Here is a 25,853-nt window from a genome sequence, read left to right as displayed (position 1 = left end):
TAACGCATGAAAATTAACAATTTATACGTTTTATTGTTAAATCGAAGATAAGTTAACGTAACCACCTTTATGTTAAGGAGAGAATCATACAACAGTCTGATATTGTTATGAGAATTAACAAGGTCAGCAAGTCGGCTAATGCCCTATTCGTCTTACAAATCCTATTTGCCGCACTCTTTCCAGGGGTTGTATATGGCCAGGAAAAAACTATAGAGCAACCCAAAACCCCGGAGCAAACAAAAACCACTACGCAGGTAAAGGCACAGGCAGCTCAGGTCAATAACTTCGTTCAGCGGTTTGATGATAAATTTTTAATCGACCTTGCTTTGGAGCGCAATGACGGTGAAACAAAAAGAATGCTGTTTTTATCTAATTCACTGGGGTATGTTTCCTATGGTATCCCTGCAGCGCTTCTGATTGGCGGCATTGCGAGACATGACGGCCAGATGCGACAGAACGCCTTATACGTGGGGAGCAGTGAAGCAATAACTTTGGGTGTTACCTTGTTAATGAAAACTATATTTAAGCGCCGCCGGCCATTTGTCCAAAATTTGAAGATCGTAGCAGTTTACAATGCGGGCAGTACCTCGTTCCCTTCGGGTCATACTTCTACAAGTTTTGCGGTGGCGACCGCATTGTCCAGGTGCTATCCGAAATGGTACGTAATCGGTCCATCTTATCTTTGGGCCGGTTCGGTAGGATATTCGCGTATGTACCTGGGCGTCCATTATCCGAGCGATGTATTTGGCGGTGCATTATTGGGTTCTGCCAGCTCCCTTTTATTAAGGCCCGCGATTAAATAAGGAGCGTCTGAAAAATTTTTATTCATCACGGCCGGCGCTGATGCGTCAACAGCCAAATGACCCAGCCTGCCAGCGCGGCAATAAGTGCAGCGCCGCATAAAATCCTTTTTGGTAGAACGATGCGCGGCCGGCTTTTTCGGTCATTGTGGCCAGATCTGCATCTTTGCCGCGCAGGTTGCGCTGCAGGCGTAGCGTTTCATTCTGCAATTCAGTATTCTTTTTCTGCAGGGCCTCTTCATCCCATGCCGGCCATAATGGTGCGGCGGGCTCAGGAGCCATAGCGCCGAAGCCCCCGCTTTGGAGGAACCCGGCAGCTTTAAGATGAAACAATCCATTATTCACATTACGCTTTTAGTTAAAAATTATGATGAAGCGATCGGCTTTTATGTAAATAAGCTAAAGTTTACCGTTAAAGAGGATACCGTGTTATCAGATGCAAAGCGATGTGTACTTATTCAACCGCCAGGCTCTGCCGGGTGTTGTCTGTTACTCGCGCAAGCGGCGAACGAACAGCTGTCGTACGCGATTGGCAATCAAAGCGGTGGCCGGTTTTTTTTTTCCTGGAGACAGAAGATTTTTACCGCGATTATAACAGTATGATTGCAAACGGGATCATTTTTGTCCGCGAACCAAAAGTTGAAAGTTACGGCACGGTCGCAGTTTTCAAAGATCTATACGGCAATTTATGGGACCTCATTGAACTCGCATCATAATGCCGCGCTTTTGGCACTTAACCAGGCTGCCAACTTGCCAGCTGCATACAGCGATTAGCCCTAAAGAAACCGAACCCATGCGGTAAGCGAATCTTAAATTAAGAAATCCCTAATGAGACTGGAATAAAAGTCTTACACTATCCAAAACTTTCCAATTACAATAGTTTCTTTAGCTTCTTTTCTTTACAAAAAAAGTAGCGCGGGGTAGATTGGTGATTCCTTGCAAATCATGTTTATGGCTGAATAGTTTTCAGGTCTAGACATCTATTTCCTGATTAGGAAGGAGTAAAAGTTTCAATAACTGAGCGTCGCTGAGGATCGTAATCGTTAATGGCAATTTGCAAACTTACAAGGCGCAATACGGTTAATTGAAGATCAGAAAATCAAAAAGTCACTCAACATGACCCGAAGTGGCTTTTATTTACTCCTGAAGCCAGGCTCAACCAACAAACTTACAATTTGATTTGAAATCAAAAATCAGTCATTTTTTACAGTTTTTAATTTTTAAGCCACATTAGATTTGGTCAAAATTCAAGCAAATGGAAAAGAGAGAAAATCAATTGAAAGCAAAACCAGCCATAAGGTTGACCATATTTCTATTTCTGGGAATGACGTTATCGCTTAACGTCACTTATGGGCAAACAACCGTTCAAATGAAACATAAGGGTAATTATAGCCGCGCACTAACACCAGCCCGTGGGCATTACAAGCAATTAGCATCTTTCAGCCCGGCACCAAAATCTCCTAACGAAGAAATTGACAAGAAAAAATATATTACTCCCCAAGCGTCAATAGATAAAAGGCTCCGTATCAAGCCCATCTATCTCGTGAATGTTTCTGCAGATGATTTCAAACTTCCCGATCCGCCCGCCAACAGTTCAGCCCAGACCCGTGCAGAATTAAACTACCTGGTTGAAATGGAAAAGAATCGAACCGAAGAAGATATAAGAAGGTGCCACTATGTGTCAGGAATCTATTATAACCTGAATATTCACCAAGGTGATTCGACATATGACCAAAATAGAAAAAATCTTTTTTATGTAGGCCGTTCTATCGGTATCTGGTTTAATCCGCAAACACTTCCGTTAACTGCTGACCTGCTGGCCAATGTCTGGCGCGACGCCAATTATTTTATTTGGTCGTTAAAGTATAAATATGCCCGGCTTCGGCCTTATATACTGGAGCCCAAATTAAAGAATCTGGAAGAGGCAGATGCGCCCGCTTACCCTACCGGAACGGCGACGGATTCCTATATTCTCGCGAACATCCTTCAGGAACTGGCACCGGAGTTTACGGATGTTTTTATTAAAGATGCTTATGACATGTCTCAATCACGGGAGACCATCGAAGTTCATTTCCCAAGTGATGTTGAAGGTTCAAGAATATTGGCCAGGCAGTTTGTAAATAAGCTTTTTCAAAATAAAAAGTTCCTGAGCGACTTTGAGAATGTGAAAAAAGAATGGGATTCCAAAGGCAAAGAAAGTTTAGTTGACCAATAAGGTTTGAGTCATGAAGTTCAAAATATCCGGCTGGTATTTATCAGTACCAACTATACTTTAAATGTTATAAAATTACCTCAAGGTAATGCAGCAACAAATGAATTGGCGCAGTATGTCAGCTATGCTTTGAATCCACGGTTCGATTTAGACATTTTGTTTACAATAGGGATACTGGTTTGAAGCAGTTTATTGTGATTAGCCCTCAGGTATCAGCGGGGCGGTCAAGTTAGTTTGGCGGGTTGCTTTTTCACTCTGCATTTGCTGAAAGGGTGATGTCGAGGTCAAAATTATCATAGATCACTTTGTCGCCCAGGTTCTCAAAAAAGCTTTTTGAGCGAATTTTTATATCAAACTTTGTGCGATCAAGGGAGATTTTTGCAGTAGCGATTATCTTCTTCTTATTGATGATGATAGTAGCCGGGAAAATCACTTCATTGGTGATCCCTTTGATAGTAAGATTACCTTTTACAATATACTGCGAGCCGCTGGCATGTGCAACCGATGTGCTCACAAAGGCTGCATCAGGGTATTTGGCAGAATTAAAAAATGTTTCGCCTTTTAAAGTTGTTATTAACTTGTCGTTTGAAGCCTTATCAGTAAGATCCGCATCAGTAATGGAACGGATATCAATATGCAGGCTCCCATCTATCGCCATATCATTTTTAACATGAAGCTCGCCATTGCTGATCGCTATGCCCCCGTGATGCGCCCCTGTAACTTTTTTTGCCAGCCAGCTAATTTTGCTGGCATGCGTATCAACTTGGTATGACTGTGATTTGACCGGATGCGTAACGACCTGTATATTCTCCCTGTTAGTAAGATGGTAAGATAATGCTTTACCCGGAACAGAAATAAGCAGCGGAGTGGTAACGATTAGCATTTGCGTTATGGTAAGTATTTTCATGGTTTTGTTGTTGACCGGTGTAATCAAAGAGAGTTTAAAAAATAAAATGCCCGGGTTTCCTTTTTCTTAATTTTTGACAAAGCTATAGCACAGCAATGTTGGAAAATTGTAAATAATGACTGATTTTTAATCGGATAAAAAGATGAAGCACAGGAAAAGCCCATATACATCAACTTTTTATATGTGGAAAGGTGTAGCCGCATTTTTTTATTCGTCACACCTTACATCGTTTCATAGCCACAACACCATCCAGTTAATACTGGATACGCAAAAAGACTTTCGGTTTAAAACAGAGAACAGCAGCTGGGCGACATGTAAAAGTTTGATTATAAAAGAAAATGTTTTGCATCAACTGGACACGAATGGGAGCGTTCAATTAATAATTTACCTGGATGCTGAAACAAGGATTGCCCGGTCAATCAAATCTAAATACCTGGTCAAAAATGAAGTTCAGCCTTTGGATTTAAATGTCTTTCATTTTGTAAACTCCAAAGAACTACAACAGGCGTTATTAATACCTGACCCATCGATACTTGAAAGTGTGATTAATAAGGTATTAGCTTGCCTGTCATTAGAAATGGGGAACGTGCGAACAGACCAGCGAATAATATTGGCAGAACAGACTATCTCAACCACGCACCCCGAAGATATTACCATTAAATCGGTAGCAGATAAAGTTTGCCTGTCCGAAAGCAGGCTGCGTTATTTATTTAAACAGGTAACAGGGGTTTCTTTATACCGGTATATGCTTTGGAACAAAATATGGTATGCAACGAATCAAATTATGGCAGGTTATTCGGTAAATGAAGCGGCAATTGATGCTGGTTTTACTGACGGCAGTCACTTTCATAAAATGATGGTACAAATGTTTGGCATTAGCCCATCAAAATTTTTGAAAGACAATATGCCTGACAACCTGGTGGTATGCGATAAGTCGCCTTTGCATTTTGAGACCTATGTCTATCATCATGGCCAAAATAGATGAACAATAAACTTACGCAAAACGGCAATTAATTGGGTCAGGGGGCTCAGCCATCGCTCCGCGGGGCAAATGAGAAGAAATATCGCTTACCGTCATAGATATTCACCAGCAGACAAAAGAAACTAATATGTATTCCAGCTTTCCAGTTGCCTTTGTTAACGATTGTTTTTGGGTCAAAACATCGAACCCCGTTTTTTTTCCAAATCACGTGTTAAGCGCCTGAAAATCAAAGCGCAAACCTTTTATGCCTGCTCACGCTGGGTGTCGGTTTTCTCTGGCTGGTACCCTATATTCCTATCACCATGGCCAAATTTTATGACGACATCAAAACCCAGGCTACCTGACCGCCGCGCACAAACGCTTCAGCCGCAAGCAGTCTCCCGGGTTGGGCCAAAGGCGTATTGCCGCGCGTTAAAAACGATAGAGACGGTTCTGATGCGGTGCTGACGTTAAAATCAGCCCCTATCAAAACATATGCGCCGCTCAATGCTTACTTAATAACATGGAAACCGAAAAATATAAATTATGCCTGTACATCGCCGGTAAAACCCCAAATTCCGTCAGGGCCGTCCGAAACCTGGAGGAATACTGCCAGGAAGAACTAAAAGACCAATATACCGTAGAGATCATCGACCTGCTGGAAAATCCGCAGCTGGCCGAAGGCGAACAGATCATCGCCGTCCCGACACTCATCAAAAAACTCCCCGGCCCCGTCCGCATACTGGTCGGCGATCTCTCCGAAAAGGTGAAAGTCCTTGTCGGTTTGAACCTGGTCACCCGGAAATAATTCTGGATCATAGCAGGCGGGGAACGGCCGGATACTCAGCTCAGGCGCAAAACATTTTCACTTTTGTTTGTTATTACTCCACATCACCTACCATACAGCGGATCGTTTAAGCTTCCATCCCTCACTTACCCGGCACACGATATTTTAGGTTAACACATAACGTGTGAAGAAGCGCATCTTGATTTTAGACGACCAACGGGCCATTCTCGAGGTCGTCACAGAAGCCCTTGCTTACGAGCAATTCGAGGTCATGGATATCTCCCTGGGCAGCCGGTTGTTTGACGCGGTCTGCGATTTCCGGCCGGACCTGATCCTGCTGGATTACAAACTGGCAGATACCAACGGTGGCGACCTGTGCCGGCAATTGAAGGATTCGCCTGGATACCGCCATATCCCAGTGATCATTTTTTCAGCCTATTTTACACCCGCCGATCATGTTAATCCCGGGGGCTGCGACGGGATCCTCTATAAACCGCTGGACCTGGAATCCCTATTGTCCACGGTTTACGGCTTTTTAGACGGCCAGGCGGCCAGGACGCCCGAATCTGCATGAGTTAGTATGCCGTATCAGGTAATTTTTTATTGATATAATATCCTGCCTCAATTCAGGTTCAGCGTCAGGTTGTTAAAAAACTTATTCTCAAATACGTCGTTTGACAATGACGCGGCGGACCTTTCCATCAAAAGTTTCATCATTGGATCTATTTGCGCTCTTAAGGTATCGCCATCGACAGGATCAAATCAATAGCAACAGGCTAAGCAGCTTAAATAGCAGCAAAGTCTTCAAATTGTCTCCACCTATTAAAGGCATCATCTCAACGCAATAAAGCCGCACCTCACCAAGATGTTACACACACGGTTGGGTCAGAATAGATACCTTTAATGCGCCAATTAATAAGCTATGAAGAAAATATTGATCGTCGAGGATGATGTGGATACCCTGGACCTGATGGAGACGATTTTGCATGGGCAGGGCTATGCGGTGATCAAAGTGAAAAGAGAGATCACGATCCGGGAGATCGGGGGCATACATCCGGACCTGGTAATCCTGGATTTCATGTTGCCCTTCGGGCCGGGAACGGATATTTGTGCGGCGATCAAGTCGAACGAAATGACAAAAGACATCCCAGTGATTATGTATTCCGCTAGTAGCGGTATCGGAGAACTGGCCGGGGAAAATGGTGCTGACGCCTATTTGGATAAGCCCTTCGATGTGCAGGAGTTGATCGAGATGGTGAACCGCCTGGTCAGGAAAGATCGAACCCCTGCCTGATGGGTTAAGTTCCTTACCGGGCAGCTTTTAAAAGGTCCAGGGTGCGCTGGTCTTTTTTACCTTCGAAAAACTTTTCCAGCACCTGGGCGAAAGCGGGAAACGTCGCCGGCACGGCGTTAAACAGCGTCATCGAGGAACGGAGCTTCAGGTCGTCGGGTGTACCAAAAACCTGAGTAGCGTCATTTGTTTCCAGTTGTAAAAGCGCTTTGCAGATCGTGCTCAGTCTTAACCCGAGCGTTTCATCCATTAAATAGTCGGTCGCTTCCCCGATATCCCTGATCGCATAATAGATTGAAATTTCGGTTTGGCCCAAACCTGCAATCTGCGGGAAAATGAACCACATCCAGTGCGAGCGCTTTCGACCGGCCCTGATCTCGTTGAGTGCTGTCGTGTAAGTTTGTTCCTGTGCTTCTTTGAAGCGTTGGAGTCCGGTGGTTTTCATAACTATTTCCAATCAGCTTTTCCCTGCTTATTCATCTGTTCATCCGTGATCATGCTTTATTAAACAACTTTGGCAGGGCCGAAAGGTTTGGAAATGATTATTTAAATATGCAGATCATACGATTCACGGATGTATTGGAACAAGGCGGGCCGGAGGTCGTCCAACGAAGTGAGGCGGATATGGTTGGCGAATTTTTTACTGGTCTTTACGCTTTTAACCACTGGTTTTTCGGGATGGGCCTCCTTGGAATAGAATTTAATGTCCAGCCACTTTTTCATTGGCCGGATGATGAGGAAACCGACCCGCCGGGTGAAGACGATGCAATTCGGCGTCACGCCGACCAGTACTTTGGGCCAGTCAGACACTTCGGCAAGTAACTTATCGAATAGCAGTTCGAGTTCCGGGGATCTGCCTTCGAACAGGCTGTTGAGGTCTACCCTCTGGCAATAATGCCGGTAGTCCTCCCAGGGCAGCTCGCGGTCACATTTGGGACAGGTCCAGCTCATGTTTTTCTTTATTGTGCAGCGATACGGTACAGTTTGCCGCCATCGGTCGCGGCGTAGACGGCGCCGTCTTTGCCGGTGGCGATGCAGCGCCAGCGCTCGTTCTTATCGGCGAGCAGGCGCTCCTCTCCCACTACTTTATTATCTTTGATGACCAGGCGGGCGATGTGCTGCCCGCTCAGCGCGCCGATGAACATATTGTTTTTCCATTCAGCGATATTGCCGGTATAGAACATCATGCAGCCGGGCGAGATCACCGGATCCCAATAATAAACGGGTTGAATGGTCCCTTCTTTTTGCTGGATGCCGTCGTAGACCTTCTGGCCGCCGTATTCGATGCCGTAGGTTACGTAGGGCCAGCCGTAATTGCCGCCCGGTTTGATCAGGTTGACCTCGTCGCCGCCACGCGGCCCAAATTCCACTTCCCAAAGTCCGCCGGTCGCGGGGTTGATCGCCAGGCCGTCCTGGTTACGAAAGCCGTAAGCGTATATTTCGGGTTTGGCATTGGGTTTATTGATGAAAGGATTTGTAGCGACCGGCTTGCCATCTTTGGTAATGTGGATGATCTTGCCCGTAGTCGCACTGAGATCCTGCGCCTTCACGCGGATATCGTTGGACTGCCGGTCACCCGAGGTAACAAAAAGGTTGCCTTCCTTATCAAATACGATACGCGAACCAAATTGTCCGGCGCCTCTGTACCGCGGTGCAGCTTCCCAAATCACCTTGACGTTTTCCAGTTTCGTTTCGTCCTCAGACAGTTTGCCTTTGGCTACAGCTAATGTAGCGCCGTCATTGCCCGGCTGCGCATACGTCCAGTATATCATGCGGTTCTGCGAAAAGAGCGGATCGATGGTAACGTCCAGCAAACCGCCCTGTCCCTCGAACTGCACCCTCGGGAACCCGCTAATGGTCTTCACGATCTCGCCCTTTGTAGTCAGGATCTGCATCTTGCCCGGTTTACTGCTGATAAGCAGGCGGCCATCCGGCAGTACATGGATGCCCCAGGGGCCGTTCAGCTTGCTATTGATAACTGTAGCCCTATAAGGTGTCCTGGTTTTGACGCTGCCAATACGGGTTTGCCCTGGAAAAGCCGGCTTATAATCACTGTTGGCCTTATTCTTTTCGACCGGCTCGCCGGTCTGGGCGAATGCTTGCACAGCAAAGACGATCCCTAAAAATGAAAATGTGAGGAACTTAGTTGACATAGATTATGTATTAAAGTCTCGCTCTAACTACAAATTCAGGCCGGATATGTTTATGGCCAAATCGAGAGGTAAAAGCCCGTTGTCGCAATCCGCCCCTCGTATTGTCGGTTTTGCAGGTCACGAACAGGGATTATTATCTCCACCTTTGGATTGTAATTAAAACAAGATGCCAATGAGAAAAATCAGAATATTCGAACATATCTCGCTTGATGGCGTGATCGAACACGATGCCCCCTATGAATATGGCGCCTGGACAACCCCCTATCGCAGCCCGCAAGGCGCGGCCATACTTTTCGAAGCGTACGGCCCCGGCTTTGACCTGCTGCTGGGACGTACCACTTACGACATCTTCAGCAATTTCTGGCCCAATGCGGGTGATTTCCCGATGGCCAATGCCATCAATGCCGCAATCAAATATGTAGTTACGCACAACCCGGAGGATTTAACCTGGGGTCCGTTCCAGGCATTGGATAAAAACACGGTAGAAGCCATTCAAAAACTCAAATCTTCTGAAGGCGCGGAGATCATTGTTGTTGGAAGTTCCACCTTGACCTCATTACTACTTGACAAAGGATTAGTGGATGAAGTTGTGCTCATCACCTACCCGGTGATCCTCGGACGGGGCAAACGCATTTTGGCCGACAGCATAGACGCCCGGCAACTGGAGTTCGTGGAATCAAAAAGCACACCAACTGGCCTGCTGATCAATACCTACAGGCATTTAGGTCCACTTAAAAAAGATTAACAATTTAAGCCGACTCCGGTAACCGCCAGGTTGCGGCCGTCGATGCGGAGCTCATAGTTGACCGGATTAGCCGCGATTGCTGTTTGCAGCGCAGTGACGTCATAAGCAAGCTGGCCGAACTTGTTTTTCAAATTGAGGTCCGCTTCAGTAACCATATCCGCCATAATGCCCAGGTTTACCCGCAGAAGGAAGGGTCTGCCATTGACGGTGCCCATATCCACCGCTTTTATTTCGTGGTTTCCGTCCCTGAGCAATTCCAGTGCTTCCATGGTATCCAGCGGCACCGTCAGTTCTTTGGCCATGACATTCGCCGTACCACCCGGAATTATCGCGATCGGTAAACTGGAACCATGCAGGGCTGCAGCTACCGCAGTGACACTACCATCGCCGCCATACACCGCCACCAGGTCGGTCTTGCCGACAAGTGAGCGGGCGATTTCCGTTGCGCCGTTATTCTTTTTCGTCAGGGACACCTCCCAATCGGTTTTGCTGCCTGTAAAAACGCGGTTGATATAGGATAGCAGCGGTTCTTCCTTGGAGGATGCCGGATTGATGATAAAATAGATGTGTTTTAAATTTCACCCTTGGGCAACAAGCAATCGGTCGATAAGTTTAGAACCGCTGGAAATATGGCCGGATAAAACAATGGTTTGGCTAATGCCAATTCCGGGACAATTACGGCTTAACTTACCACGGAATTTCCTGGGATGTTGATCTAAACTATCGGGAAGCGGCAAAACGCGCCTCTCGGTTTGGTCGCTTTAAGCCTGTGCGTACTTGTTTTTAAACTCTTCTGCAAATTGCACTAATTTGGTCTTTCCATTGGCCTCGCCGCCTTTAGCAAAAAAATCTTTCATCACAATTCCGGCTTTTACTCCCTGGCCAAGTTCAGTGATCAACCCGGCTAATTCAGGGGGCAATCCGCCGGAAAGCATACCTTGTTTTAATTGCTCATCAGGTATTTCTGTCCAGGTAAGGTCTGGTTTGCCGATTGTTTTTCCGAACAGCTCTGCCAATTCGTTACCGGTCGCCATATCACTGACCATATATTTTACCTCGAAACCATTGCCATTAGCCTGAAGCTCTTCGGCGATTGCAGAAGAAAGGTCTTCGGAATGGGTTAAGGCCAACCTGTCCTCGCCACTATAGTTGTTGCCGAAGATGCCCCTGTTCTTGATCAACGGGATATCCCGGAAAAAGTTCACATAGAAAAAGCCTGAGCGTATTACCGTAACGTTGATGTTCGTTAACTGATCGTGAAAGATCTGCTCTACGCGATGAACACCGCCGACAGGACCGGTTCCTTCTGTGGCATCGGCACCCACACTGCTCAACAACACCACCCGGTTGACATTTGCCGCTTTTATCGCGTTTACATACACTTGTCCTGCAGCAGCAATGTTTTGGATCATGTTTGTTGCTCCCATTGATGGTGGCATCATGGTGTAGACCGCGTCGACGCCAGTAAACGCCTCCGTTAAAAATTCCAGGTCGGTGATGGAACCTATGGCCGCTTTTGCGCCCAAAGCTTCTATTTCGGTTTTTTTGTCTTCTTTAGTGCTGATCACGGTTACTTCATGACCAGTTGCAATCAGTTTTTGTACTAATGGTTTGGCCACATTCCCTAATGAGCCTGTTGTTGTAATTTTCATGATATAGATTGTTTTAAATGGTGATTGACGATTGATTTAATATGGGATAGTCCGTATAGCCGGCTTCGCCGGGGGTATAAAGGGTATTATAGTCCGGGTCGTTTAATGGCGCGTTTTTTTTCAGCCGCCCGATAAAATCCGGGTTGGCTAAAAAACTTCTGCCAAAGGCTACAAGGTCTGCCGCGCCATCCTGAAGTGTGGCTTCGGCGGTTTCCGACGTGAAGCCGTTACAGTAAATGATGGTATTTTTGAAAGTTTCCCGGATAACCTGGTGGGTCTTTACCGGAATGCCCGGGTTGTTGGAGATATGCAGGTAAGCAATACCCAGGTGGTTCATTTTCTCTGCCAGGTAAACATAGGTTTGGTGCACTTCATTGTTATCATAAGCAGCCATGTCATTAGAGGTCAGGTAGGGCGATATCCGTAAACCTACCTTATCAACGCCGATGGCAGCAGCAATCCCCTGCGCAATTTCCAGCAGCATGCGACTGCGGTTTTCGATTGATCCGCCGTAATTATCAGTGCGGTTATTGACGTGGGGGTTTAATGATTGCTCCAGCAGATAACCATGTGCGCCGTGCAGCTCTATTCCGTCAAAGCCGGCAGCTATAGCATTTTTTGCGGCTTTAACATGGTCGTCGATAATTCTGGCTATCCCATCGGTGTCAAGCGCTGCGGGAACCGAATATTCCTGCATGCCATCGGTGTCGGTATAGATCTCTCCGGCAGCTTTAATATCAGAAATTCCAACAGGATAGTGACCTGCCGGCAGGTTTCCAACATAAGCCACCCGGCCGGTATGCATAATTTGCAAAAAGATTTTTGAGCCGCCCTGATGAACAGCATCTGTTACCAGTTTCCAGCTGTCCACTTGTTCTTGAGAAAAGATACCGGGTATACGCGGATAACCTAAACCCTCAGGGCTGGGCGAAGTGCCTTCGGTAATGATCAGCCCTGCGCCTGACCGCTGCTTATAATAAGTGGCCATCAGTGCGCTGGGCACATTATTAATGGCGCGGCTGCGGGTCATCGGCGCCATCACCACGTGGTTTTTCAATTGGAGCGAGCCTTTAATGTAAGGCATGAACAGCTTTTTCATTTTGCAGTGTGTTTGATTTACAAAGCAAAATTGGCGCTAAATGCATGCTGATAATAGCCCAAAAGGGCGTAAAATCAGCTCAATCCGGCAAGATGAACAACACTTTTTAATTGCAAGCGATCCTTCCGCAATGGCAAAATCTATTCCGCTGTTACTTCCGGTATTACGTGGTGACAAATGCCAATAAATTCTCACGCTGGGGGAACAGAAATATCCCCAATCCGGATATTTAATTAACCTGGGCAGAAAAACGTTTAGGAGTAAAACCGTAATGTTTTTCAAAAAGGCGGCTAAAATGGCTAAGATTGCTAAAGCCCAGTTCATAACCCACCCCGGCAACCGAATGCTTGCCTTGCTTCAGCATAAAAGCAGCTTCCTCCATTCGGGCACGCTGGTAATAATTGTAGATGGTATCGCCGAAGGTCTGTTTAAAAAGCTGCTTGAGTTTGGTTTCGCTCATAGCAGCCAGTCGCGCGAGTTCACCCAGTACCGGTGTTACGCTCAGGTCACTCAGGATTTCATTGCGGATAAACAACAGCCGCTCGACATCAGCACTATTCATGCGGTATTGAGCACTGCCCTGGCGTAAGGCCAGTTGCTGAAAAAGCAGGTACAGCAGTTCCTGCACCTTAATCTGCGTGTAAAAGTGGCTCAATCCATCCTGCATATCCACGGCCGCAATTTGTTTCAGCAGCGATTTTGTTTCTGCAGTCATGTTTTCAAAAAAGAGAAACGAACTGCCGCTGGTGGTAATGGTTTGTAAGGTCGGATTCGGCTTATCCACGGCCAGCAACACTTTCAGGTAGGCCGGCTTAATGGCAATAACGATGTAATTTACCTGGTGCCCGGCGGGAAAACGAATGGTTGAGCTCAGGTCATTAGAGGTGACTTGGATAGCCGCCTCTTCCCGCCCGGAGAAGCGAACCTCCGGATCGTTGTTAAACGCGATCTCGAGCCCATCCTCATTACTATAAAAGAACACTGTGATTAGTTCGTTTCCCAAGCCTGACGTGTTCCGCCGAATGACCAGGTCTTCGACGAGCTGATAGTGATGAAGAGTGATCTTAAAATCAGGCCCGAAGTTCATTTTGCGGATATACCCATTACCCAAGGCTCCTGGTATCCGCAGGACATTGTTTTCCACGGGCGCACCAATATGGCGGGCGAAATGGTTTAGAAAATCAAAATCGGGTGTGGCGGAAAAACTGAAGATCATTCGGGTGATTTTTTTAATATTGTATTACCGAAATTAAAAATTAAAAGCCATGATTGTATGATACGGCAACAACCCTGGTACCTGTTTAACATGATATGAAACTAAAAAAATCTTTTTGATGCAGCGCGGCACCATATTTCACCGTTCAAACCCGTCCATCAGTTTTAGGCCGATTTTTCTTTTCAGCTTCAAGGGCCTCCAACTTTATTTTTTTAAGGTCAATGCGGGTAAGCGCATACAAGCTCATATAAACGTTTGCCACAAACACCAATGCAAAGCCGCTGACAAGGTACCCCCTCCAATCATCGAATAAAAGCTTGTAGCCGGTAATCACCAGCAACCCGATCGTTACATAGTGGCTGAAGCAATACTCGCAGGTAAATAAATAGAAGAATTTGCGGATGGCCAGCGTCTTGCTCTCCCTGCATCGCCGCGCACAAAATTCGCGTGGCTCCTTAAAAACTTCCTCATGGGTGACCGTCCATGCGATGCAGGCTATGGGCAGGGCCAATACAAAAAGATAAATAATTTGGGTACTAAGCGGCATAATGGTATAAATCAGGATAACGGCAAATAGTTTTATTAGGACCAATGGGCTAATTGCAAAATGGCGTTGGTCGGCGATACGCATCAAAGGGAGACACCGGTCAGGCGTGCGCACCCTGTCAGTAACTTGTCCTGCATGCCGGGGTCGTCTGCAGCCGGGTTAAAACGGGCGGGCTTGCCATGATGAAAGTATTGCCCACTGACTATTGCACCCGGGTCATCGCTTACTGCGAGCCAGACCTGGGTTCGGTATCCCTGCTCCAGATCATCGGGTGCACCTGCGCCGCCCATCTTTGTCGGCACCCAGCCCGGATCTACCGCATTGGCATAAACTTCGGGCCATTTGCGGGCAAGCGCTTTGACCAGCATTAAGACATGCAATTTGGTGTCGGAATACGAGGGGCTGTCCGTCCATTGCGGGTGCCCGGATAAATGCATCCCTGAACTCAGATAGATCAGCCGTTTTGGTTTCGCCATCAAGCCTGTCAGGGCATAGGGCGCCAAAGTATTGACGTGCAATAACAGCATCGACCCGGTTTGGTAAACACCCGCATTATGTATCACCGCATCAAAAATGCCAAGTGCATTGGCCTTTTCCGCCAATGCTTTGGTTTCTTCAATATCCGATAGATCGCCTATCAGCACATCTTTTGCACCAGGTAAGGCCTTCATAGCCTGTATCCCGCGTGCCATACTTCGGGCATGCAATACGACTTCGTGCCCTTCTTTAATCAATTGCCTTGCGGCCATCTGGCCTAAGCCGTCCGCAGATCCGGTAATAAATATTTTTGCCATTAGTCGGTTTTTACAACACGGTCAGCTACAGCCTTAACGGCTTTCTTTTTGATTTTTGTTTTCTTACTTATTGCGTTCACAGCTGCATCTTTTGCAATTGAACTGATCTTTTTCTTCAGTCCCCCCCGGGTGCTTGTGCCCTTATCGCTAAGGAGCAGGTAGGCAACGCCCGCGGCAGCTAGGCTAAGTATAGCGCCGGCCAAAACGGTCGTTTTGTAATGATCTCTTTCAAATAGATTTTTCATGTTTTTGTTGTTTTTCAGGCCCCTTTTTTAACATTTAAGCTGCTCATCAGCTGATCGTACAGATCATCGCCTTTGGCTGCTTTCGGTTTCAGTTTCTTTATAGTCGGACGTTTTCCCTTAGCTTTTTGTTCAATGATGTTGATCAGCTCGGTGTGGTACTCGTCTTTATACTTGGAGAGGTCCAGCGGTTCGGCGTACTGCTCGATCAGCGCCAGACCCATTTTCAATTCTTTATCGCTTACGGTAACATCATCATCCAATTTGAGCTCGCCCTGGTCGCGTAACTGCTGCTGGAAGCGGATACGGGTCACTACGATATCCTTATCGACGGGATGCACTATACACAGGCTTTCCGTACTTCGCAATACAAACCGGGCCAGTCCCGCTTTGCCGGATTTTTTGAGGGCTGCTAATAATAAAGCGTATGCTTTGTTTTTTTTAGTGGCAGGCTCCGTGTAATACGAGGTTTCGTAATACATAGGATTGACCGAAGCGACTTCCACAAAGCTTTCGATCTCGATCACCTTGCTCTTTTCAGGTGCCGCAGCCTCAAAATCGGCATCTTCAATGATCACATAATCATCATCATATTTGTAGCCTTTGACGATCTTGTCGTAAGGCACCTCTTTTTTCGTGTTCTCATTCACGCGCTGAAACTTGATATGCGCATGGTCACGGCTGTCCAGCATGTCCAGGTCAAGCCGCGTTTCCTGCACTGCTGAATATAGTTTAATCGGAATGCTCACCAGGCCGAAGCCAATAGAGCCCGTCCAGATACTTCTCATAGCTTTAATTTTCTAATATTATCATTGATGCCCTGCGGATGGTGCGCTTCGATCTGGTCGGCCAGCATGTACAGGATTTCTTCATCTATATTCGCGGGATTCTCGCAGATATGCAAAAAATGATGGTCGTCCGGGGTGAAGCTGGCGACGAATTTACCATTTTCGAAAACCCGGTATTTACACTTATCACCCAAATGATGAACATACTCACCCACTTCAAAATGATGTACCTCCTCGTCTTTGCTGACCGTGATCGGGTAATTTTCCATATTAGAACAACTGCCAACCGACACAATTGTTTATCTCTTATTATGGCCGATAAACATATTTCAAACCAGTTAAGTTTCTATTCGTTGTTCTTTAAATAACATTTGATAATGGACAAACAACACGATACCATACCGAACGAACCACAGGAAGCTCCGGTCCAGCCGTCCCCTCCGGAAGTGCAGCAGCCGAACGATCCGCAAGGGCCTCCGGTACCACAGGAAGCGCCGCCGGATGAACAGCAGGAACTTCCGCAGCAGCCGGATCAGCGCGGTTCCGAATTAAATCAAACAGAAGTTTAACCTAAAAAATACAGCTATGCCATGGCCAAAAGGCGATTACCCGCCATCTTATAAAAACCAACCCCAATACCTCCGCGAAAAAGCGGTAGAGATCGCAAACGAAGTGTTGAAGACGACCGGAAATGAAGGTGAAGCGATCGCGACCGGATTAAAGCGGGCACGCGCTCATTTTAAAAACCACCCGGAAGAAATTGCGGCAAAAGGGAAATAATATGCCTTCCGCAGTTATTGCCGGCTATGCATATGATGCTGACCAGCAAACGCTGGAGATCCAGTATCATTCGGGTAAGATTTACCAATACCTGAACGTACCAGAGAAGGTATATAAAGAAATGCGGGCAACGATGGTTAAAGGCATATGGTTTAACAGGCACATTAAAGGGAAATACCCCTTCAAAGATGTGACGCCCGGTCATACGCAGACGGAAATGTTCAAATAGAAATAAACTTATGAAATAAAAATCCCCTTGCACACGCTGCTTGGGGATTTTATCCTAAACTTTATCACATCACAGCCCGAATGGCTGCTTAGTAACTCAAATATCGACATGGTTTTCTACCCAGTTGGTAGATAACGAATAAAAATCTAATTTTCTTTTGCAGCTGCATTAAATGCCCATTCAACGATTTGTGCGATCGTCTTAAGCATGATATCGAGGTCCTTGTCATTCTTGAGGTCGATCCCTGCCATCGTCCCCAACCCTGCCGTGTCATGCAGCACATTATGATAAATTCCACCAACTAACATGGCCATCACTGCCTTCAGACTGATTCCGCTTTTCCGAAAATGATCATCTGCCAATTTCAATATGCGCGCACCTTCCCGCTCCCTCGCCTCGCAAGTCGCCCGCATCAGCGGATTATAACTTCGGATCTGCCAATGCACCAATCGTCGCATCTCCTTTTCCTGGTGGAAGAAACGAAACTGGTCTTGCAACATGGTGATAAAACAGTTTTTTAATTCTTCACTGGTCGGATGCTCCGGTAACTGCAAAGTTTCCAAATAAGGCATCCAGGAATCCTTTCCCGCGATATAAGCCTTCAACAAACGATTAAGGCTCCCAAAATACTCATAGATCATCGGCTTGCTTACACCGGCACTGGCAGCGATCTTATTTAACCCGAAAGCCTCATAGCCCTTTTCCGTCAGCGTGTCCCCGACGGCCTTGATGAGTTTAAACTTACGTTCATCCGAAGTTCTTTTTCCTGGCATAAATTGAAGACACGAACGATTATCTTACCAGGTGGTAGATAACTCAAAATATTTTACAGGCGCAGATAATTTGCCAGTTGCCCTACCGATTTAAAAGCGTGATAACGCGTGATCTTATTTGCCTCTGCATCATAAAACACCTCTACATAAAAGTTATTTAACCTGTAAAGCTGCACCTTCAATCCGCCTTCATCACGATCGTCCACAAACAACTCCTTCGTAAAAACCGCCCCTGCTTTACCCACCTCATCCAATTCATTAAAGTCATAAAAAGTGATCATACTAACCTATTGAAAGTTTTTCCAGTTGCGAAGCGATCGCCTGCAACAAGGCGATACTGAGTTCTTTTGCCTTTGCCATTTCCTCCAATGTCACCAAGGCCCGGTAATTCCCTTCCTCATCCGGTTCAAAAATCACTACCGTTTCACCAATTTTCACACCTACCCGGGTAACATAGCCCCGCTGAATATCAAACTCCAGCTCTAATTCTTTATTTTGATAAGTAACCGGCAACAACATCATAAATGTTCTGCCCTCACCCATTTCACTCCGGCCGATTTTGAAATTTCCATGCGGCAAAGATATGGTTGTACTCGTTTAAAAACGCTTTTACTCGTTTATTGTACGTCAATTCGAAAAGCGCCTGCGCACTTTTGTTTCACCGGAATTCGCCGGCATATAACATGAGAAAAATGAATACGCTAAACAACAGCGTTCGCCTGACGGAATTTTTGGGCGGCGCTCCTGAGATCAAACTCACCTGGAACCAAAAAAAATTTGCAAAGCTGAACCTGGCCACGAACAGTTACCGCAAAAATAGTCAGGGTGAACGCGTCACCGAAACCACCAGGCACCAGATCATTTTGTGGGAAAAACAGGCTGCACTGGCGGAGAAATACCTGTAACGGAGGCACCATAAACGCAAACATGACCGCCGAGCAAATGAAAAAACATTGCAAGTTAGATGTGATAGAACAAGAACTGTTGATGCAAGCCATGGAGAATCAACGTCTTTCCGCACGGTCTCACGACCGCATCCTAAAAATTGCGCGCACCATTGCTGACCTTGACCAGTCTGCTAACATTAGGCTTATCCATCTTTCTGAAGCGATCACCTACCGTTGCTTTGACGGCGAATACTTTGGATCCTAAGTGACTTCGTCGCGCTTGCGACAGATCACAATAACGAACCCATCTTCCTCACAATAGGCATAGTCAAAACAGAAATCATACACCCGCCTGATTCAGTCGGTTCCGCTACGCTGATCATGAATTTCGTGTTGAAGCCCTTCCCGATAAGATCGCGCATCCTGATCCAGCCCGCTTTCTTTTCACTGCATAAGCCTTCCAAAATCCGACTGTTGTTCAACAAGATCTCCTGTATACGGGTGATGTAATCCGGGACACTCAATTGCTCCATTTCCACCTCATCAGCGCCCTAGTTCTGCCGCCTCTTCCGGTTAAGACATATCATTCTATTTGAAGATCAGCTGCCCTTCTTCGTAGAGGCAATCACGATGCTCCTCGGCCGGCACGCAAGCGGGAACCTGGGAGTCAGCTGTTAAGTCATGAACATCCGCCTGAAAAACATCAACGAGCTGTCAGCAGCTGACCGCCCAAGAGCAAAATTTATGCAAATAGGTCCTACCGGGTTAAGCAATGCTGAACTCATCGCAATCATCCTGCGATCCGGGGCCAGGCTATTCCGCTGGTCATGATATGCAAGACATTGATCGGGCACATCAACGATAAGATATCCACGCTTGGAGCCATGACCGTGGATCAAATCGCCGAACTAAAAGGCATCAGCAAAATCAAGGCCATGCAAAACTATGACGAATTTGCTGGATTGAAGGCTTTGCAACATATTGATATAACGAATCCCGAAGCATTAGAGGAATTTAAAGCCAAGTACTATTTAAGTGATGACAACATAGCCGCAATGAAGTTAATCGGGATTCCCTTTGAGCGCACCGTTCAAGATTACCGGTCAACTTATAATGATATTCGCGATTGGTTACGCCATCAAAAGTCCGCTAATGAAAAAGAGGCCTCCACCATTGATTGGGATGATGTGATATTTGAGGTTGATCAGCACAAAGTGAATTCCGAATGTGTTTGTTGATCTCATCTTTCCAGATTTTTAGATTAATTAAAAATTGTTTTGAACTGTTATAGCCAAAACTGTTCACCGGAAAACTGGAAAGGCAAAAAAGTGATCTAAATGCGTCTTTTTCAGTCTAATTTAAATGATGTAACCAATTGAACATCATATAGTTAAACCCTTTCTGGTGAACAAATCTAAAAAACGTAATCTGTTCACCTTTTTGTTCGCATAAAGCAAGGAATAGTATGTACTGAAAAGGATTTGAATAAAATAAAAAACCCTGTAAATGAGACATTTACAGGGTTTTGATACTTGTTTGGTATCGCTTTCGTCGGGGTGGCAGGATTCGAACCTGCGGCCTCCACATCCCAAATGTGGCGCGATACCGGGCTACGCTACACCCCGTCGGGGCTGCAAAAGTAAGATTTAATATTTTGTTCACAAATATTTTTAAAAAAAAATCAACCGCACATTATGCATACTTTTTACCCGTGAGCTCCCCCTTCCTACTTTACCCAAGCTATCATTTTGTTAATCAGGCCGCTGCTCTTGATTTCACTACAATTTCGGGCTTAAAAACAATTTCTGATTTAATAGAATTGGATATTAAACATGCTGCTTCCGATTTTTGAAGCACACGTAACGCCCTTTCACGATCGCCTTCCTTACTTATTGTTAGTGTCGGCACCAGCGTTACTTCGCTCATCATATATTTCCCATCAACCATTTCGAGCTTGCCAAGCGACTTCGAGGTAAAATTTTCAAACTCCAGTTTTGAGTTTTCCGCAATTGCCAGGAAAGTGGTCATCAAACAGCTATTTACCGCTGCAGTAAACAAATGCTCAGGCGACCATATCTTTTCAATGCCTTTATTAAATTGAGGCGGTGTAGCTACGTCTACTTTACCTGTCAATTCAGGTGAGTACAACACGCCCAGCCTGTCATTTTTCCAATTCACCTCCACTACATATTCGTGTTCTATATTATTCATTTCAATTTCTTTTTAATTTTTGATCTTCTTGTAAGGGTTATTTATTGTTATTTCATTTGTTCGGCATTTCTTTCGGGAGTGCTACATCCCTGAGGCCCACAGCAGCCCAGCCCTGCTATCGTGGTAATCAGGAAGAATAAACCCAAGCCTCCCATGGCAAGATCTTTATCCTGTACTGACATCACCAAAAGCACAACGGAAAGCACAAGTCTCGCAATGCGCATGAAATGCCAATTGCTGAATAATCGCTGTTTTAATGTGATCATTCTTCGTACCGTTTTAAGTTAAACCAACTGCCTCCATTGTGCACCTGTTTAAATCCATTGGCCAGCAGAATCTTCTTCGCCATGCTACTCCTCATCCCCGATGCACAACAAGTAATTACCGGGGTATCTTTTTTTAGTTTTCCCAGTTTCACTTTGAGTGTGTCTAACGGCATATTGACCGACTTGTTCAAATGCCCGAAAGAATATTCACCTGACGAACGTACATCGACAATCACGGCACCATTAGCTATTAATTCACCAAAATCGACCTTAGGGCCAATACCTAATATTTTTTTAATTTTATCAAACATTTTTGCAATCAGTTAAATGGTCGTCAAATAATTCAAATTCATCCACGAGCCGCCATCCAGACAATCAATCCCATGCACCTTCATCAAATTAGCTGCTTTATTGCTTCTGATGCCTGATGCACAACAAACAATAATACCTTTCATCTTCTTAAGCTCATCTGTATAGTTTGACAACTCGTTCAGCGGAATATTAATGCTGTGTTCAAAGTGCCCTTCAGTATACTCAGCCGGGGTTCTTACGTCTACAACCTTTGCCCCCGATTTTAATAATTCTGATATCGTATTCATTTTTTAACATTTTGTTTGATTCAAAATTCGCTATACAAAATGGCAGCGACTGGAACATTTGTTGGATAAGCCGAATTATTTTAAATAATAGGCGGCGTAAACAGATCGCATTCAATCCGCTAAGTTTTCAGGAAAAGTGTTATGAAAAAAAAATTGTCAGAAGTTTAAAAGCTCAATCGAGTTCCTGCCAAGCCTTAGCATCTTCTTTTGCTCCATATTCCTAAGCAGCCTGCTTACGGCCTCACGATGAGTATGTAACTCATCGGCTATTTCTTGATGAGTAACTTGTATTGTTTTTGAATTTGTAGCCCTGGCTCTCTCCTGCAAATAATGCTGCACTTGTTTATCCATATTATGGAACGCGATCAGGTCGATCACGTCCATCAGCTCAGCGAAACGATTGCCGTAGGTATTATTTACAAAAGCTTTCCATTCAGGATATTTAAACCAGTCCTCAAGCATGTTTACGGGAATCTGCAACACCTCGGTGTCATCTTCTGCAACGGCCTTGATCATGCTTTCTTTGTGCGATTGGCAACAGTTCATAGCCATGGCACATGTTTGGCCGGGATATAAGTGATACAAGAACACCTCCCTCCCGTCTTCGCCTTGCCTTACGATCCTCAAAACTCCCCTCTGCACAATTGGCACAAAAAATATTTTATCGCCAGGCACAATTAAAACTTCACCTTGTTTTAGATGTTTTGTCCTTGCAAACTTTTTAAGTTCTGCTAATAAATTAGGATCGGAGAAAATAGCCGTAGTCATACAACATTGGTAATTAACAAAAGTGCAGTTAAATATATGGTCTAAAGATCAGTTTACTGCAAACACATACAACAAAAACTCCTAAGATATAAGCTAATTGGTACACAATTATTACGAAAACGTGACCTCTATCATTTTTTTAAAACAATAAAGGCCCGATATTTCCTCAGGCATTTAAAAACTATCATTATGAGCGACTATGATCTGATGGGTGAAAGAGAGTTAGTACTTGACTGCCTAAAAAAATTGGAGAAAAAGCACAAAACATTTTTTAAGAAAGCTAAACTTAAAATTAAGGATTGTGTAGTGTTACAAGGGTTACACAACGTTTCAATACTCGTGGTAAATGACCTTCTACCCGCAGATATAAAGCACGATATTGAAACACTATCCTGCAATGAGTAGTCATTTAATTTTCCTGCAATAAAAATGGCCTTAGCATTATGCTAAAGCCTATCCTTAATATATTGCGGAGATAAAGGGAGCCGGTTAGAACACTTATGTACTATTTTGGCAATAATCAAAGAAATATATTCAGCTAAATAAGATGTAACATTTAATTATTTCCTGCCTCATTAATTTTATCAATTAATGTGTTCTCATTTTCACTGTTTCTTCTCTTACTCACCTAAATACTCACCACTTATTTGAAACAGACTAATTGCGAATCTTATTACTCCAATGTAAGGACTCTTATTTATTCCCTGATAAAATAATATAAAATATTTAGGATATTTTTCGGTAAGCTCAACCCGCGGTTGGAAAACAACTTAGGCATTAAACATAGTGTTCACAAAATCTCTAAATTCACCCAACTTCAAAGGATAATCAATATTCGAAAAGAATTTTAGAAAAACGCCTCGATTATTAGAACCATTGATCTACGTGCTTTTTGAAATTCTCTTTATATTGAGGGCTGATAGGTATTGTAGTTTTACCAATTCTTATCATATTGGTGGTGATGGAATCAATCTTGTCTAGAGATACGATAAATGACCGATGTATTCGTATAAAAGAGTGTAGAGGCAATTTCTCTTCAAGGTTTTTCATCGTTATTAGCGATTTAATGTATCCATTGACATTAGTTGAATAAATCTTAACATAATCCTTAAATCCTTCAATATAGAGTATGTTTTTTAGGTAAACCTTAATCAATTCATATTCTACTCTCAGAAAGAGAAAATCATCAGCAATGTAGTTCGTATCCTTTACCCTTTTGCTGGCGTCCTCAATAATTACTTTAGCCTTAAACGCAGCCCTTGCAAAATCCTCATAATCAACAGGTTTTAGAAGATAATCAATTGCATTTACTTTATAACCATCAATTGCATATCGTTCATACCCAGAAATGAAAATTATGTGTGGCCTATGAGTTTTTTTTTGGCCGTTGATAATTTGAGCTAGTTCAATACCATTCAAACCAGGCATATTAACATCAAGAAAAACAAGCTGAAGGTCGTCGTTTCCCAGTGCACTCAGTGCATTCAATGGGTTATTGTAGAAAGATAAAAGATTCAGAAATGGGGTCTTATTAATAAAATCGCGAGTTAGAGACATTGCCGTTTCATCATCATCCACAACAATACAGTTTATTAGCATAAAAGAGTTATTATATTAAATATTCGCCTGATTCGCACCTGACTGCAAAAATATTTTCTTATTTAAAACTGTCATAAAGACAAATATCATTCCTTAAATGTAAATAAATATTCTGTCAGTTAAATGTAAAAGAACCTTAGTGTTTGTTTTACAATACAATAAAATTGTTTTTGTTTTTCGTAGTTAAATTGCCTTGTTGGAGACGAAATAGAATAAACACTTAAGCCTCATCGATCTAAATATTCAATCTATCGATTCAATACCGTAATTAGTCGATTTATTACGCATAATTTGATATCATCTTTAAAACTGGCCAACTTTCAGGCTACTCAAAATTGTTTCGTCATTATTCTACTGAAAATAAACACGTTATTTTATGCCATCTTAACTTGAATTTTTACTTCAGATTTATTTAGAAAAAATATTTTCCCAAACGCTGCGTGTTGCTGTTAAATATCATCTATGCCTTATCTATTCATAGATTCTTTCTGTCGTCATTATATTACTATGTGTCGAAACCCTCGAAATTTTTAGTCCGCCGGAGTTTATTTTGCAGTTCCCCAAATTTTTGAATTTGAATTGATTTATCAAATTGTTACAGATAAGTCGGAATAATCTACCTTAATCACAGTGCATGAAAAAACATCTACAACTATTCTCATTATTTATGTTGTTTGCTTTATCCTTGGCCGCGCAGCAAAAGGTAAAGGATGGAACATTATCGAACGGAAATTTACCCAATAAAGATGCGTTGCTCGAATTGGAGAGCAATAATAAGGGCTTCTTAATAGCAAGGGTTGCATTGGTTCAAACAACAAACCCATCTCCATTATCAGCCCACGTCATTGGTATGATGGTTTATAATACAGCTTCTGGTAATGATGTTGTACCAGGTGTTTACTACAATGACGGCACCAAATGGGTGTTTTGCAAAGGTGTTTCCGGAGGCGTTATTGTTGAAGCTGAGCCAGGTAAAACTGGCGTCCCAGGCACCCCAGGGCAACCTGGTGGTCCGGGAGCAGGAACCACGATTGTAACCAATGATAGCGGCGCCTGGGTATTTAATCCTACAACAAATAGCTGGACAAATATAAATGGATCCGCAGGGCCAGCTGGCCCACAGGGCCCGACTGGTTTAACAGGCGCTACCGGTCCCGCTGGATCGACCGGGGCAATAGGTCCTCAAGGCCCAATAGGTTTAACAGGTGCTACTGGTCCACAAGGCCCAATAGGTTTAACTGGGGCCATTGGTCCTGCTGGTACTACGGGAGCTACTGGCCCGCAGGGCCCGATTGGTTTAACAGGCCCCAGTGGGGTTACTGGAGCAACCGGTGCTCAAGGTCCAATAGGTTTGACAGGAGCTAGTGGTGCTACTGGAGCAACCGGTGCTCAAGGTCCAATAGGTTTGACAGGAGCAACTGGTTCGACTGGTGCTCAAGGCCCGATAGGTTTAACAGGCCCCAGTGGGGTTACTGGAGCAACCGGTGCTCAAGGTCCAATAGGTTTGACAGGAGCAACTGGTTCGACTGGTGCTCAAGGCCCGATAG

The 25,853-nt window shown here is 44.6% G+C and carries 39 protein-coding genes, 1 tRNA gene and 2 pseudogenes; 18 read left to right on the top strand and 24 right to left on the bottom strand.

Features of this window, described 5'->3' with window-relative positions:
• The first annotated feature begins 107 nt into the window (after positions 1-107).
• Positions 108-803 carry a phosphatase PAP2 family protein gene (locus Q3A68_RS20360; RefSeq protein ID WP_302902976.1) on the top strand — a complete coding sequence of 232 codons (696 nt, stop codon included), beginning with the start codon at positions 108-110 and terminating at the stop codon, positions 801-803.
• A 45-nt stretch (positions 804-848) separates the two neighbouring features.
• Here the strand turns inward: Q3A68_RS20360 and Q3A68_RS20355 are convergent, their stop codons facing one another.
• A complete protein-coding gene (locus Q3A68_RS20355; protein WP_302902975.1) occupies positions 849-1,145 on the bottom strand; it encodes a hypothetical protein in 297 nt (98 codons plus the stop codon).
• Between Q3A68_RS20355 and Q3A68_RS23220 the strand changes: the two genes are divergently transcribed.
• The 3 genes from Q3A68_RS23220 (at position 1,125) to Q3A68_RS20350 (ending at position 3,015) form a co-directional block, all read left to right on the top strand.
• Complete coding sequence (locus tag Q3A68_RS23220) at positions 1,125-1,403, top strand: VOC family protein (RefSeq protein ID WP_368045693.1); 279 nt, start codon at positions 1,125-1,127, stop codon at positions 1,401-1,403. The two genes, Q3A68_RS20355 and Q3A68_RS23220, sit on opposite strands and share 21 nt — an antisense overlap.
• Positions 1,400-1,516, top strand: coding sequence for a hypothetical protein (locus Q3A68_RS23215; RefSeq protein WP_368045692.1), 117 nt, complete (start codon positions 1,400-1,402; stop codon positions 1,514-1,516). Before Q3A68_RS23220 ends, Q3A68_RS23215 begins: the two co-directional genes overlap by 4 nt.
• Before the next feature lie 539 nt (positions 1,517-2,055).
• Positions 2,056-3,015, top strand: coding sequence for a phosphatase PAP2 family protein (locus tag Q3A68_RS20350; RefSeq protein WP_302902974.1), 960 nt, complete (start codon positions 2,056-2,058; stop codon positions 3,013-3,015).
• 247 nt (positions 3,016-3,262) lie between these two features.
• On the opposite strand, the gene Q3A68_RS20345 is transcribed toward Q3A68_RS20350, so the two are convergent.
• Positions 3,263-3,919: a YceI family protein gene (locus Q3A68_RS20345; RefSeq protein ID WP_302902973.1), complete on the bottom strand. Its 657-nt coding sequence runs from the start codon at positions 3,917-3,919 to the stop codon at positions 3,263-3,265.
• 142 nt (positions 3,920-4,061) lie between these two features.
• Between Q3A68_RS20345 and Q3A68_RS20340 the strand changes: the two genes are divergently transcribed.
• The 4 genes from Q3A68_RS20340 to Q3A68_RS20325 all read left to right on the top strand — a co-directional run bounded on the left by Q3A68_RS20340 (position 4,062) and on the right by Q3A68_RS20325 (position 6,961).
• Complete coding sequence (locus Q3A68_RS20340) at positions 4,062-4,904, top strand: helix-turn-helix domain-containing protein (protein WP_302902972.1); 843 nt, start codon at positions 4,062-4,064, stop codon at positions 4,902-4,904.
• A gap of 499 nt (positions 4,905-5,403) precedes the next feature.
• Positions 5,404-5,688, top strand: a complete 285-nt coding sequence (locus Q3A68_RS20335; protein WP_302902971.1) for a circadian clock KaiB family protein — start codon at positions 5,404-5,406, stop codon at positions 5,686-5,688.
• A gap of 163 nt (positions 5,689-5,851) precedes the next feature.
• Positions 5,852-6,241 (top strand): response regulator, encoded by a 390-nt coding sequence (locus Q3A68_RS20330; RefSeq protein WP_302902970.1) that lies wholly within the window; start codon positions 5,852-5,854, stop codon positions 6,239-6,241.
• 348 nt (positions 6,242-6,589) lie between these two features.
• Positions 6,590-6,961, top strand: coding sequence for a response regulator transcription factor (locus tag Q3A68_RS20325; protein ID WP_302902969.1), 372 nt, complete (start codon positions 6,590-6,592; stop codon positions 6,959-6,961).
• Positions 6,962-6,974: 13 nt separating this feature from the next.
• Here the strand turns inward: Q3A68_RS20325 and Q3A68_RS20320 are convergent, their stop codons facing one another.
• From Q3A68_RS20320 to Q3A68_RS20310, 3 genes are all read right to left on the bottom strand, one after another.
• A complete protein-coding gene (locus tag Q3A68_RS20320; protein WP_302902968.1) occupies positions 6,975-7,415 on the bottom strand; it encodes a DUF1810 domain-containing protein in 441 nt (146 codons plus the stop codon).
• Between the two features lie 89 nt (positions 7,416-7,504).
• Positions 7,505-7,909: a DUF5655 domain-containing protein gene (locus Q3A68_RS20315; protein WP_302902967.1), complete on the bottom strand. Its 405-nt coding sequence runs from the start codon at positions 7,907-7,909 to the stop codon at positions 7,505-7,507.
• 8 nt (positions 7,910-7,917) lie between these two features.
• On the bottom strand, positions 7,918-9,111 hold the full coding sequence (locus Q3A68_RS20310) for a PQQ-dependent sugar dehydrogenase (protein ID WP_302902966.1): 1,194 nt from the start codon (positions 9,109-9,111) through the stop codon (positions 7,918-7,920).
• 172 nt (positions 9,112-9,283) lie between these two features.
• On the opposite strand from Q3A68_RS20310, the gene Q3A68_RS20305 reads away from it, so the two are divergent.
• The gene (locus tag Q3A68_RS20305) at positions 9,284-9,856 is read left to right on the top strand and encodes a dihydrofolate reductase family protein (protein ID WP_302902965.1); all 573 of its coding nucleotides are present in this window, start codon (positions 9,284-9,286) and stop codon (positions 9,854-9,856) included.
• On the opposite strand, the gene Q3A68_RS20300 is transcribed toward Q3A68_RS20305, so the two are convergent.
• The 8 genes from Q3A68_RS20300 to ku all read right to left on the bottom strand — a co-directional run bounded on the left by Q3A68_RS20300 (position 9,853) and on the right by ku (position 16,194).
• Entirely contained in the window at positions 9,853-10,413 is a 561-nt protein-coding gene (locus Q3A68_RS20300) for a diacylglycerol/lipid kinase family protein (RefSeq protein ID WP_302903022.1), read from the bottom strand. The genes Q3A68_RS20305 and Q3A68_RS20300 overlap by 4 nt on opposite strands.
• 204 nt (positions 10,414-10,617) lie before the next feature.
• Positions 10,618-11,508, bottom strand: a complete 891-nt coding sequence (locus Q3A68_RS20295) for an NmrA family NAD(P)-binding protein (RefSeq protein WP_302902964.1) — start codon at positions 11,506-11,508, stop codon at positions 10,618-10,620.
• 13 nt (positions 11,509-11,521) lie between these two features.
• On the bottom strand, positions 11,522-12,607 hold the full coding sequence (locus Q3A68_RS20290; protein ID WP_302902963.1) for an alkene reductase: 1,086 nt from the start codon (positions 12,605-12,607) through the stop codon (positions 11,522-11,524).
• A gap of 229 nt (positions 12,608-12,836) precedes the next feature.
• Positions 12,837-13,823 (bottom strand): helix-turn-helix transcriptional regulator, encoded by a 987-nt coding sequence (locus tag Q3A68_RS20285; RefSeq protein ID WP_302902962.1) that lies wholly within the window; start codon positions 13,821-13,823, stop codon positions 12,837-12,839.
• Between the two features lie 145 nt (positions 13,824-13,968).
• A complete protein-coding gene (locus Q3A68_RS20280; protein WP_302902961.1) occupies positions 13,969-14,454 on the bottom strand; it encodes a hypothetical protein in 486 nt (161 codons plus the stop codon).
• The gene (locus Q3A68_RS20275; protein ID WP_302902960.1) at positions 14,454-15,164 is read right to left on the bottom strand and encodes an SDR family NAD(P)-dependent oxidoreductase; all 711 of its coding nucleotides are present in this window, start codon (positions 15,162-15,164) and stop codon (positions 14,454-14,456) included. Before Q3A68_RS20275 ends, Q3A68_RS20280 begins: the two co-directional genes overlap by 1 nt.
• Positions 15,164-15,409: a hypothetical protein gene (locus tag Q3A68_RS20270; RefSeq protein WP_302902959.1), complete on the bottom strand. Its 246-nt coding sequence runs from the start codon at positions 15,407-15,409 to the stop codon at positions 15,164-15,166. Before Q3A68_RS20270 ends, Q3A68_RS20275 begins: the two co-directional genes overlap by 1 nt.
• 14 nt (positions 15,410-15,423) lie before the next feature.
• A complete protein-coding gene (gene ku, locus Q3A68_RS20265; RefSeq protein WP_302902958.1) occupies positions 15,424-16,194 on the bottom strand; it encodes a non-homologous end joining protein Ku in 771 nt (256 codons plus the stop codon).
• Positions 16,195-16,203: 9 nt separating this feature from the next.
• On the opposite strand from ku, the pseudogene Q3A68_RS23245 reads away from it, so the two are divergent.
• From Q3A68_RS23245 to Q3A68_RS20245, 4 genes and pseudogenes are all read left to right on the top strand, one after another.
• Positions 16,204-16,317: pseudogene (locus Q3A68_RS23245) on the top strand (hypothetical protein); the annotation flags it as partial.
• 254 nt (positions 16,318-16,571) lie between these two features.
• On the top strand, positions 16,572-16,763 hold the full coding sequence (locus Q3A68_RS20255; RefSeq protein WP_302902956.1) for a hypothetical protein: 192 nt from the start codon (positions 16,572-16,574) through the stop codon (positions 16,761-16,763).
• 16 nt (positions 16,764-16,779) lie between these two features.
• Entirely contained in the window at positions 16,780-16,974 is a 195-nt protein-coding gene (locus tag Q3A68_RS20250; protein WP_302902955.1) for a DUF2188 domain-containing protein, read from the top strand.
• Between the two features lies 1 nt (position 16,975).
• Positions 16,976-17,203: a KTSC domain-containing protein gene (locus Q3A68_RS20245; protein WP_302902954.1), complete on the top strand. Its 228-nt coding sequence runs from the start codon at positions 16,976-16,978 to the stop codon at positions 17,201-17,203.
• A 146-nt stretch (positions 17,204-17,349) separates the two neighbouring features.
• On the opposite strand, the gene Q3A68_RS20240 is transcribed toward Q3A68_RS20245, so the two are convergent.
• From Q3A68_RS20240 to Q3A68_RS20230, 3 genes are read right to left on the bottom strand one after another with little or no spacing between them, the layout of a single operon-like run.
• A complete protein-coding gene (locus Q3A68_RS20240) occupies positions 17,350-17,976 on the bottom strand; it encodes a TetR/AcrR family transcriptional regulator (protein WP_302902953.1) in 627 nt (208 codons plus the stop codon).
• 53 nt (positions 17,977-18,029) lie between these two features.
• A complete protein-coding gene (locus Q3A68_RS20235; RefSeq protein ID WP_302902952.1) occupies positions 18,030-18,257 on the bottom strand; it encodes a hypothetical protein in 228 nt (75 codons plus the stop codon).
• 1 nt (position 18,258) lies between these two features.
• Positions 18,259-18,519: a hypothetical protein gene (locus Q3A68_RS20230; protein ID WP_302902951.1), complete on the bottom strand. Its 261-nt coding sequence runs from the start codon at positions 18,517-18,519 to the stop codon at positions 18,259-18,261.
• A gap of 149 nt (positions 18,520-18,668) precedes the next feature.
• Here Q3A68_RS20230 and Q3A68_RS20225 point away from each other — a divergent pair, with 149 nt between their 5' ends.
• A complete protein-coding gene (locus Q3A68_RS20225; RefSeq protein ID WP_302902950.1) occupies positions 18,669-18,881 on the top strand; it encodes a single-stranded DNA-binding protein in 213 nt (70 codons plus the stop codon).
• 22 nt (positions 18,882-18,903) lie between these two features.
• A complete protein-coding gene (locus tag Q3A68_RS20220; protein WP_302902949.1) occupies positions 18,904-19,128 on the top strand; it encodes a magnesium chelatase subunit ChlI family protein in 225 nt (74 codons plus the stop codon).
• A 25-nt stretch (positions 19,129-19,153) separates the two neighbouring features.
• Here the strand turns inward: Q3A68_RS20220 and Q3A68_RS20215 are convergent, their stop codons facing one another.
• Positions 19,154-19,396: a hypothetical protein gene (locus Q3A68_RS20215; protein ID WP_302902948.1), complete on the bottom strand. Its 243-nt coding sequence runs from the start codon at positions 19,394-19,396 to the stop codon at positions 19,154-19,156.
• A gap of 148 nt (positions 19,397-19,544) precedes the next feature.
• On the opposite strand from Q3A68_RS20215, the gene Q3A68_RS20210 reads away from it, so the two are divergent.
• Complete coding sequence (locus Q3A68_RS20210) at positions 19,545-19,694, top strand: UPF0758 domain-containing protein (RefSeq protein WP_302902947.1); 150 nt, start codon at positions 19,545-19,547, stop codon at positions 19,692-19,694.
• Positions 19,691-20,101, top strand: a complete 411-nt coding sequence (locus tag Q3A68_RS20205) for a type I restriction endonuclease subunit R, EcoR124 family (protein WP_302902946.1) — start codon at positions 19,691-19,693, stop codon at positions 20,099-20,101. Before Q3A68_RS20210 ends, Q3A68_RS20205 begins: the two co-directional genes overlap by 4 nt.
• Before the next feature lie 313 nt (positions 20,102-20,414).
• Here the strand turns inward: Q3A68_RS20205 and Q3A68_RS20200 are convergent.
• From Q3A68_RS20200 to Q3A68_RS20170, 7 genes are all read right to left on the bottom strand, one after another.
• Positions 20,415-20,488, bottom strand: a tRNA-Pro gene (locus Q3A68_RS20200).
• 130 nt (positions 20,489-20,618) lie between these two features.
• Positions 20,619-21,074, bottom strand: coding sequence for an OsmC family protein (locus tag Q3A68_RS20195; RefSeq protein ID WP_302902945.1), 456 nt, complete (start codon positions 21,072-21,074; stop codon positions 20,619-20,621).
• Positions 21,075-21,121: 47 nt separating this feature from the next.
• Positions 21,122-21,340 carry a hypothetical protein gene (locus tag Q3A68_RS20190; protein WP_302902944.1) on the bottom strand — a complete coding sequence of 73 codons (219 nt, stop codon included), beginning with the start codon at positions 21,338-21,340 and terminating at the stop codon, positions 21,122-21,124.
• Positions 21,337-21,651: a rhodanese-like domain-containing protein gene (locus Q3A68_RS20185; RefSeq protein WP_302902943.1), complete on the bottom strand. Its 315-nt coding sequence runs from the start codon at positions 21,649-21,651 to the stop codon at positions 21,337-21,339. Before Q3A68_RS20185 ends, Q3A68_RS20190 begins: the two co-directional genes overlap by 4 nt.
• 12 nt (positions 21,652-21,663) lie before the next feature.
• Positions 21,664-21,939 (bottom strand): rhodanese-like domain-containing protein, encoded by a 276-nt coding sequence (locus tag Q3A68_RS20180; protein WP_302902942.1) that lies wholly within the window; start codon positions 21,937-21,939, stop codon positions 21,664-21,666.
• A gap of 156 nt (positions 21,940-22,095) precedes the next feature.
• The gene (locus Q3A68_RS20175; RefSeq protein WP_302902941.1) at positions 22,096-22,707 is read right to left on the bottom strand and encodes a Crp/Fnr family transcriptional regulator; all 612 of its coding nucleotides are present in this window, start codon (positions 22,705-22,707) and stop codon (positions 22,096-22,098) included.
• A gap of 867 nt (positions 22,708-23,574) precedes the next feature.
• On the bottom strand, positions 23,575-24,285 hold the full coding sequence (locus Q3A68_RS20170) for a LytR/AlgR family response regulator transcription factor (protein WP_302902940.1): 711 nt from the start codon (positions 24,283-24,285) through the stop codon (positions 23,575-23,577).
• Positions 24,286-24,940: 655 nt separating this feature from the next.
• On the opposite strand from Q3A68_RS20170, the pseudogene Q3A68_RS20165 reads away from it, so the two are divergent.
• Positions 24,941-25,853, top strand: a pseudogene (locus tag Q3A68_RS20165) (hypothetical protein); the annotation flags it as partial.

This window comes from Mucilaginibacter tolerans, assembly GCF_030519375.1.
Taxonomy (GTDB): domain Bacteria; phylum Bacteroidota; class Bacteroidia; order Sphingobacteriales; family Sphingobacteriaceae; genus Mucilaginibacter.
The sequence above is the reverse complement of the archived record's forward strand: the minus strand, read 5'-3'. Positions and strand labels throughout refer to the sequence as shown.

Coding starts and splice junctions, on each gene's coding strand:
- Q3A68_RS20175 (WP_302902941.1), bottom strand. CDS start 22,707: ATGACTACGGCTATTTTCTCCGATCCTAATTTATTAGCAGAACTTAAA.
- Q3A68_RS20280 (WP_302902961.1), bottom strand. CDS start 14,454: ATGCGTATCGCCGACCAACGCCATTTTGCAATTAGCCCATTGGTCCTA.
- Q3A68_RS20210 (WP_302902947.1), top strand. CDS start 19,545: ATGAACATCCGCCTGAAAAACATCAACGAGCTGTCAGCAGCTGACCGC.
- Q3A68_RS20315 (WP_302902967.1), bottom strand. CDS start 7,909: ATGAGCTGGACCTGTCCCAAATGTGACCGCGAGCTGCCCTGGGAGGAC.
- Q3A68_RS20240 (WP_302902953.1), bottom strand. CDS start 17,976: ATGCCAGGAAAAAGAACTTCGGATGAACGTAAGTTTAAACTCATCAAG.
- Q3A68_RS20180 (WP_302902942.1), bottom strand. CDS start 21,939: ATGAATACGATATCAGAATTATTAAAATCGGGGGCAAAGGTTGTAGAC.
- Q3A68_RS20305 (WP_302902965.1), top strand. CDS start 9,284: ATGAGAAAAATCAGAATATTCGAACATATCTCGCTTGATGGCGTGATC.
- Q3A68_RS20195 (WP_302902945.1), bottom strand. CDS start 21,074: ATGAATAATATAGAACACGAATATGTAGTGGAGGTGAATTGGAAAAAT.
- Q3A68_RS20250 (WP_302902955.1), top strand. CDS start 16,780: ATGCCATGGCCAAAAGGCGATTACCCGCCATCTTATAAAAACCAACCC.
- Q3A68_RS20310 (WP_302902966.1), bottom strand. CDS start 9,111: ATGTCAACTAAGTTCCTCACATTTTCATTTTTAGGGATCGTCTTTGCT.
- Q3A68_RS20335 (WP_302902971.1), top strand. CDS start 5,404: ATGGAAACCGAAAAATATAAATTATGCCTGTACATCGCCGGTAAAACC.
- Q3A68_RS20325 (WP_302902969.1), top strand. CDS start 6,590: ATGAAGAAAATATTGATCGTCGAGGATGATGTGGATACCCTGGACCTG.
- Q3A68_RS20290 (WP_302902963.1), bottom strand. CDS start 12,607: ATGAAAAAGCTGTTCATGCCTTACATTAAAGGCTCGCTCCAATTGAAA.
- Q3A68_RS20235 (WP_302902952.1), bottom strand. CDS start 18,257: ATGATCACTTTTTATGACTTTAATGAATTGGATGAGGTGGGTAAAGCA.
- Q3A68_RS20340 (WP_302902972.1), top strand. CDS start 4,062: ATGAAGCACAGGAAAAGCCCATATACATCAACTTTTTATATGTGGAAA.
- Q3A68_RS20185 (WP_302902943.1), bottom strand. CDS start 21,651: ATGTTTGATAAAATTAAAAAAATATTAGGTATTGGCCCTAAGGTCGAT.
- Q3A68_RS20205 (WP_302902946.1), top strand. CDS start 19,691: ATGATATGCAAGACATTGATCGGGCACATCAACGATAAGATATCCACG.
- Q3A68_RS20225 (WP_302902950.1), top strand. CDS start 18,669: ATGAATACGCTAAACAACAGCGTTCGCCTGACGGAATTTTTGGGCGGC.
- Q3A68_RS23215 (WP_368045692.1), top strand. CDS start 1,400: ATGATTGCAAACGGGATCATTTTTGTCCGCGAACCAAAAGTTGAAAGT.
- Q3A68_RS20275 (WP_302902960.1), bottom strand. CDS start 15,164: ATGGCAAAAATATTTATTACCGGATCTGCGGACGGCTTAGGCCAGATG.
- Q3A68_RS20215 (WP_302902948.1), bottom strand. CDS start 19,396: ATGGAGCAATTGAGTGTCCCGGATTACATCACCCGTATACAGGAGATC.
- ku (WP_302902958.1), bottom strand. CDS start 16,194: ATGAGAAGTATCTGGACGGGCTCTATTGGCTTCGGCCTGGTGAGCATT.
- Q3A68_RS20220 (WP_302902949.1), top strand. CDS start 18,904: ATGACCGCCGAGCAAATGAAAAAACATTGCAAGTTAGATGTGATAGAA.
- Q3A68_RS20230 (WP_302902951.1), bottom strand. CDS start 18,519: ATGGGTGAGGGCAGAACATTTATGATGTTGTTGCCGGTTACTTATCAA.
- Q3A68_RS20295 (WP_302902964.1), bottom strand. CDS start 11,508: ATGAAAATTACAACAACAGGCTCATTAGGGAATGTGGCCAAACCATTA.
- Q3A68_RS20360 (WP_302902976.1), top strand. CDS start 108: ATGAGAATTAACAAGGTCAGCAAGTCGGCTAATGCCCTATTCGTCTTA.
- Q3A68_RS20245 (WP_302902954.1), top strand. CDS start 16,976: ATGCCTTCCGCAGTTATTGCCGGCTATGCATATGATGCTGACCAGCAA.
- Q3A68_RS20350 (WP_302902974.1), top strand. CDS start 2,056: ATGGAAAAGAGAGAAAATCAATTGAAAGCAAAACCAGCCATAAGGTTG.
- Q3A68_RS20285 (WP_302902962.1), bottom strand. CDS start 13,823: ATGATCTTCAGTTTTTCCGCCACACCCGATTTTGATTTTCTAAACCAT.
- Q3A68_RS20345 (WP_302902973.1), bottom strand. CDS start 3,919: ATGAAAATACTTACCATAACGCAAATGCTAATCGTTACCACTCCGCTG.
- Q3A68_RS20270 (WP_302902959.1), bottom strand. CDS start 15,409: ATGAAAAATCTATTTGAAAGAGATCATTACAAAACGACCGTTTTGGCC.
- Q3A68_RS20190 (WP_302902944.1), bottom strand. CDS start 21,340: ATGATCACATTAAAACAGCGATTATTCAGCAATTGGCATTTCATGCGC.
- Q3A68_RS20255 (WP_302902956.1), top strand. CDS start 16,572: ATGGACAAACAACACGATACCATACCGAACGAACCACAGGAAGCTCCG.
- Q3A68_RS23220 (WP_368045693.1), top strand. CDS start 1,125: ATGAAACAATCCATTATTCACATTACGCTTTTAGTTAAAAATTATGAT.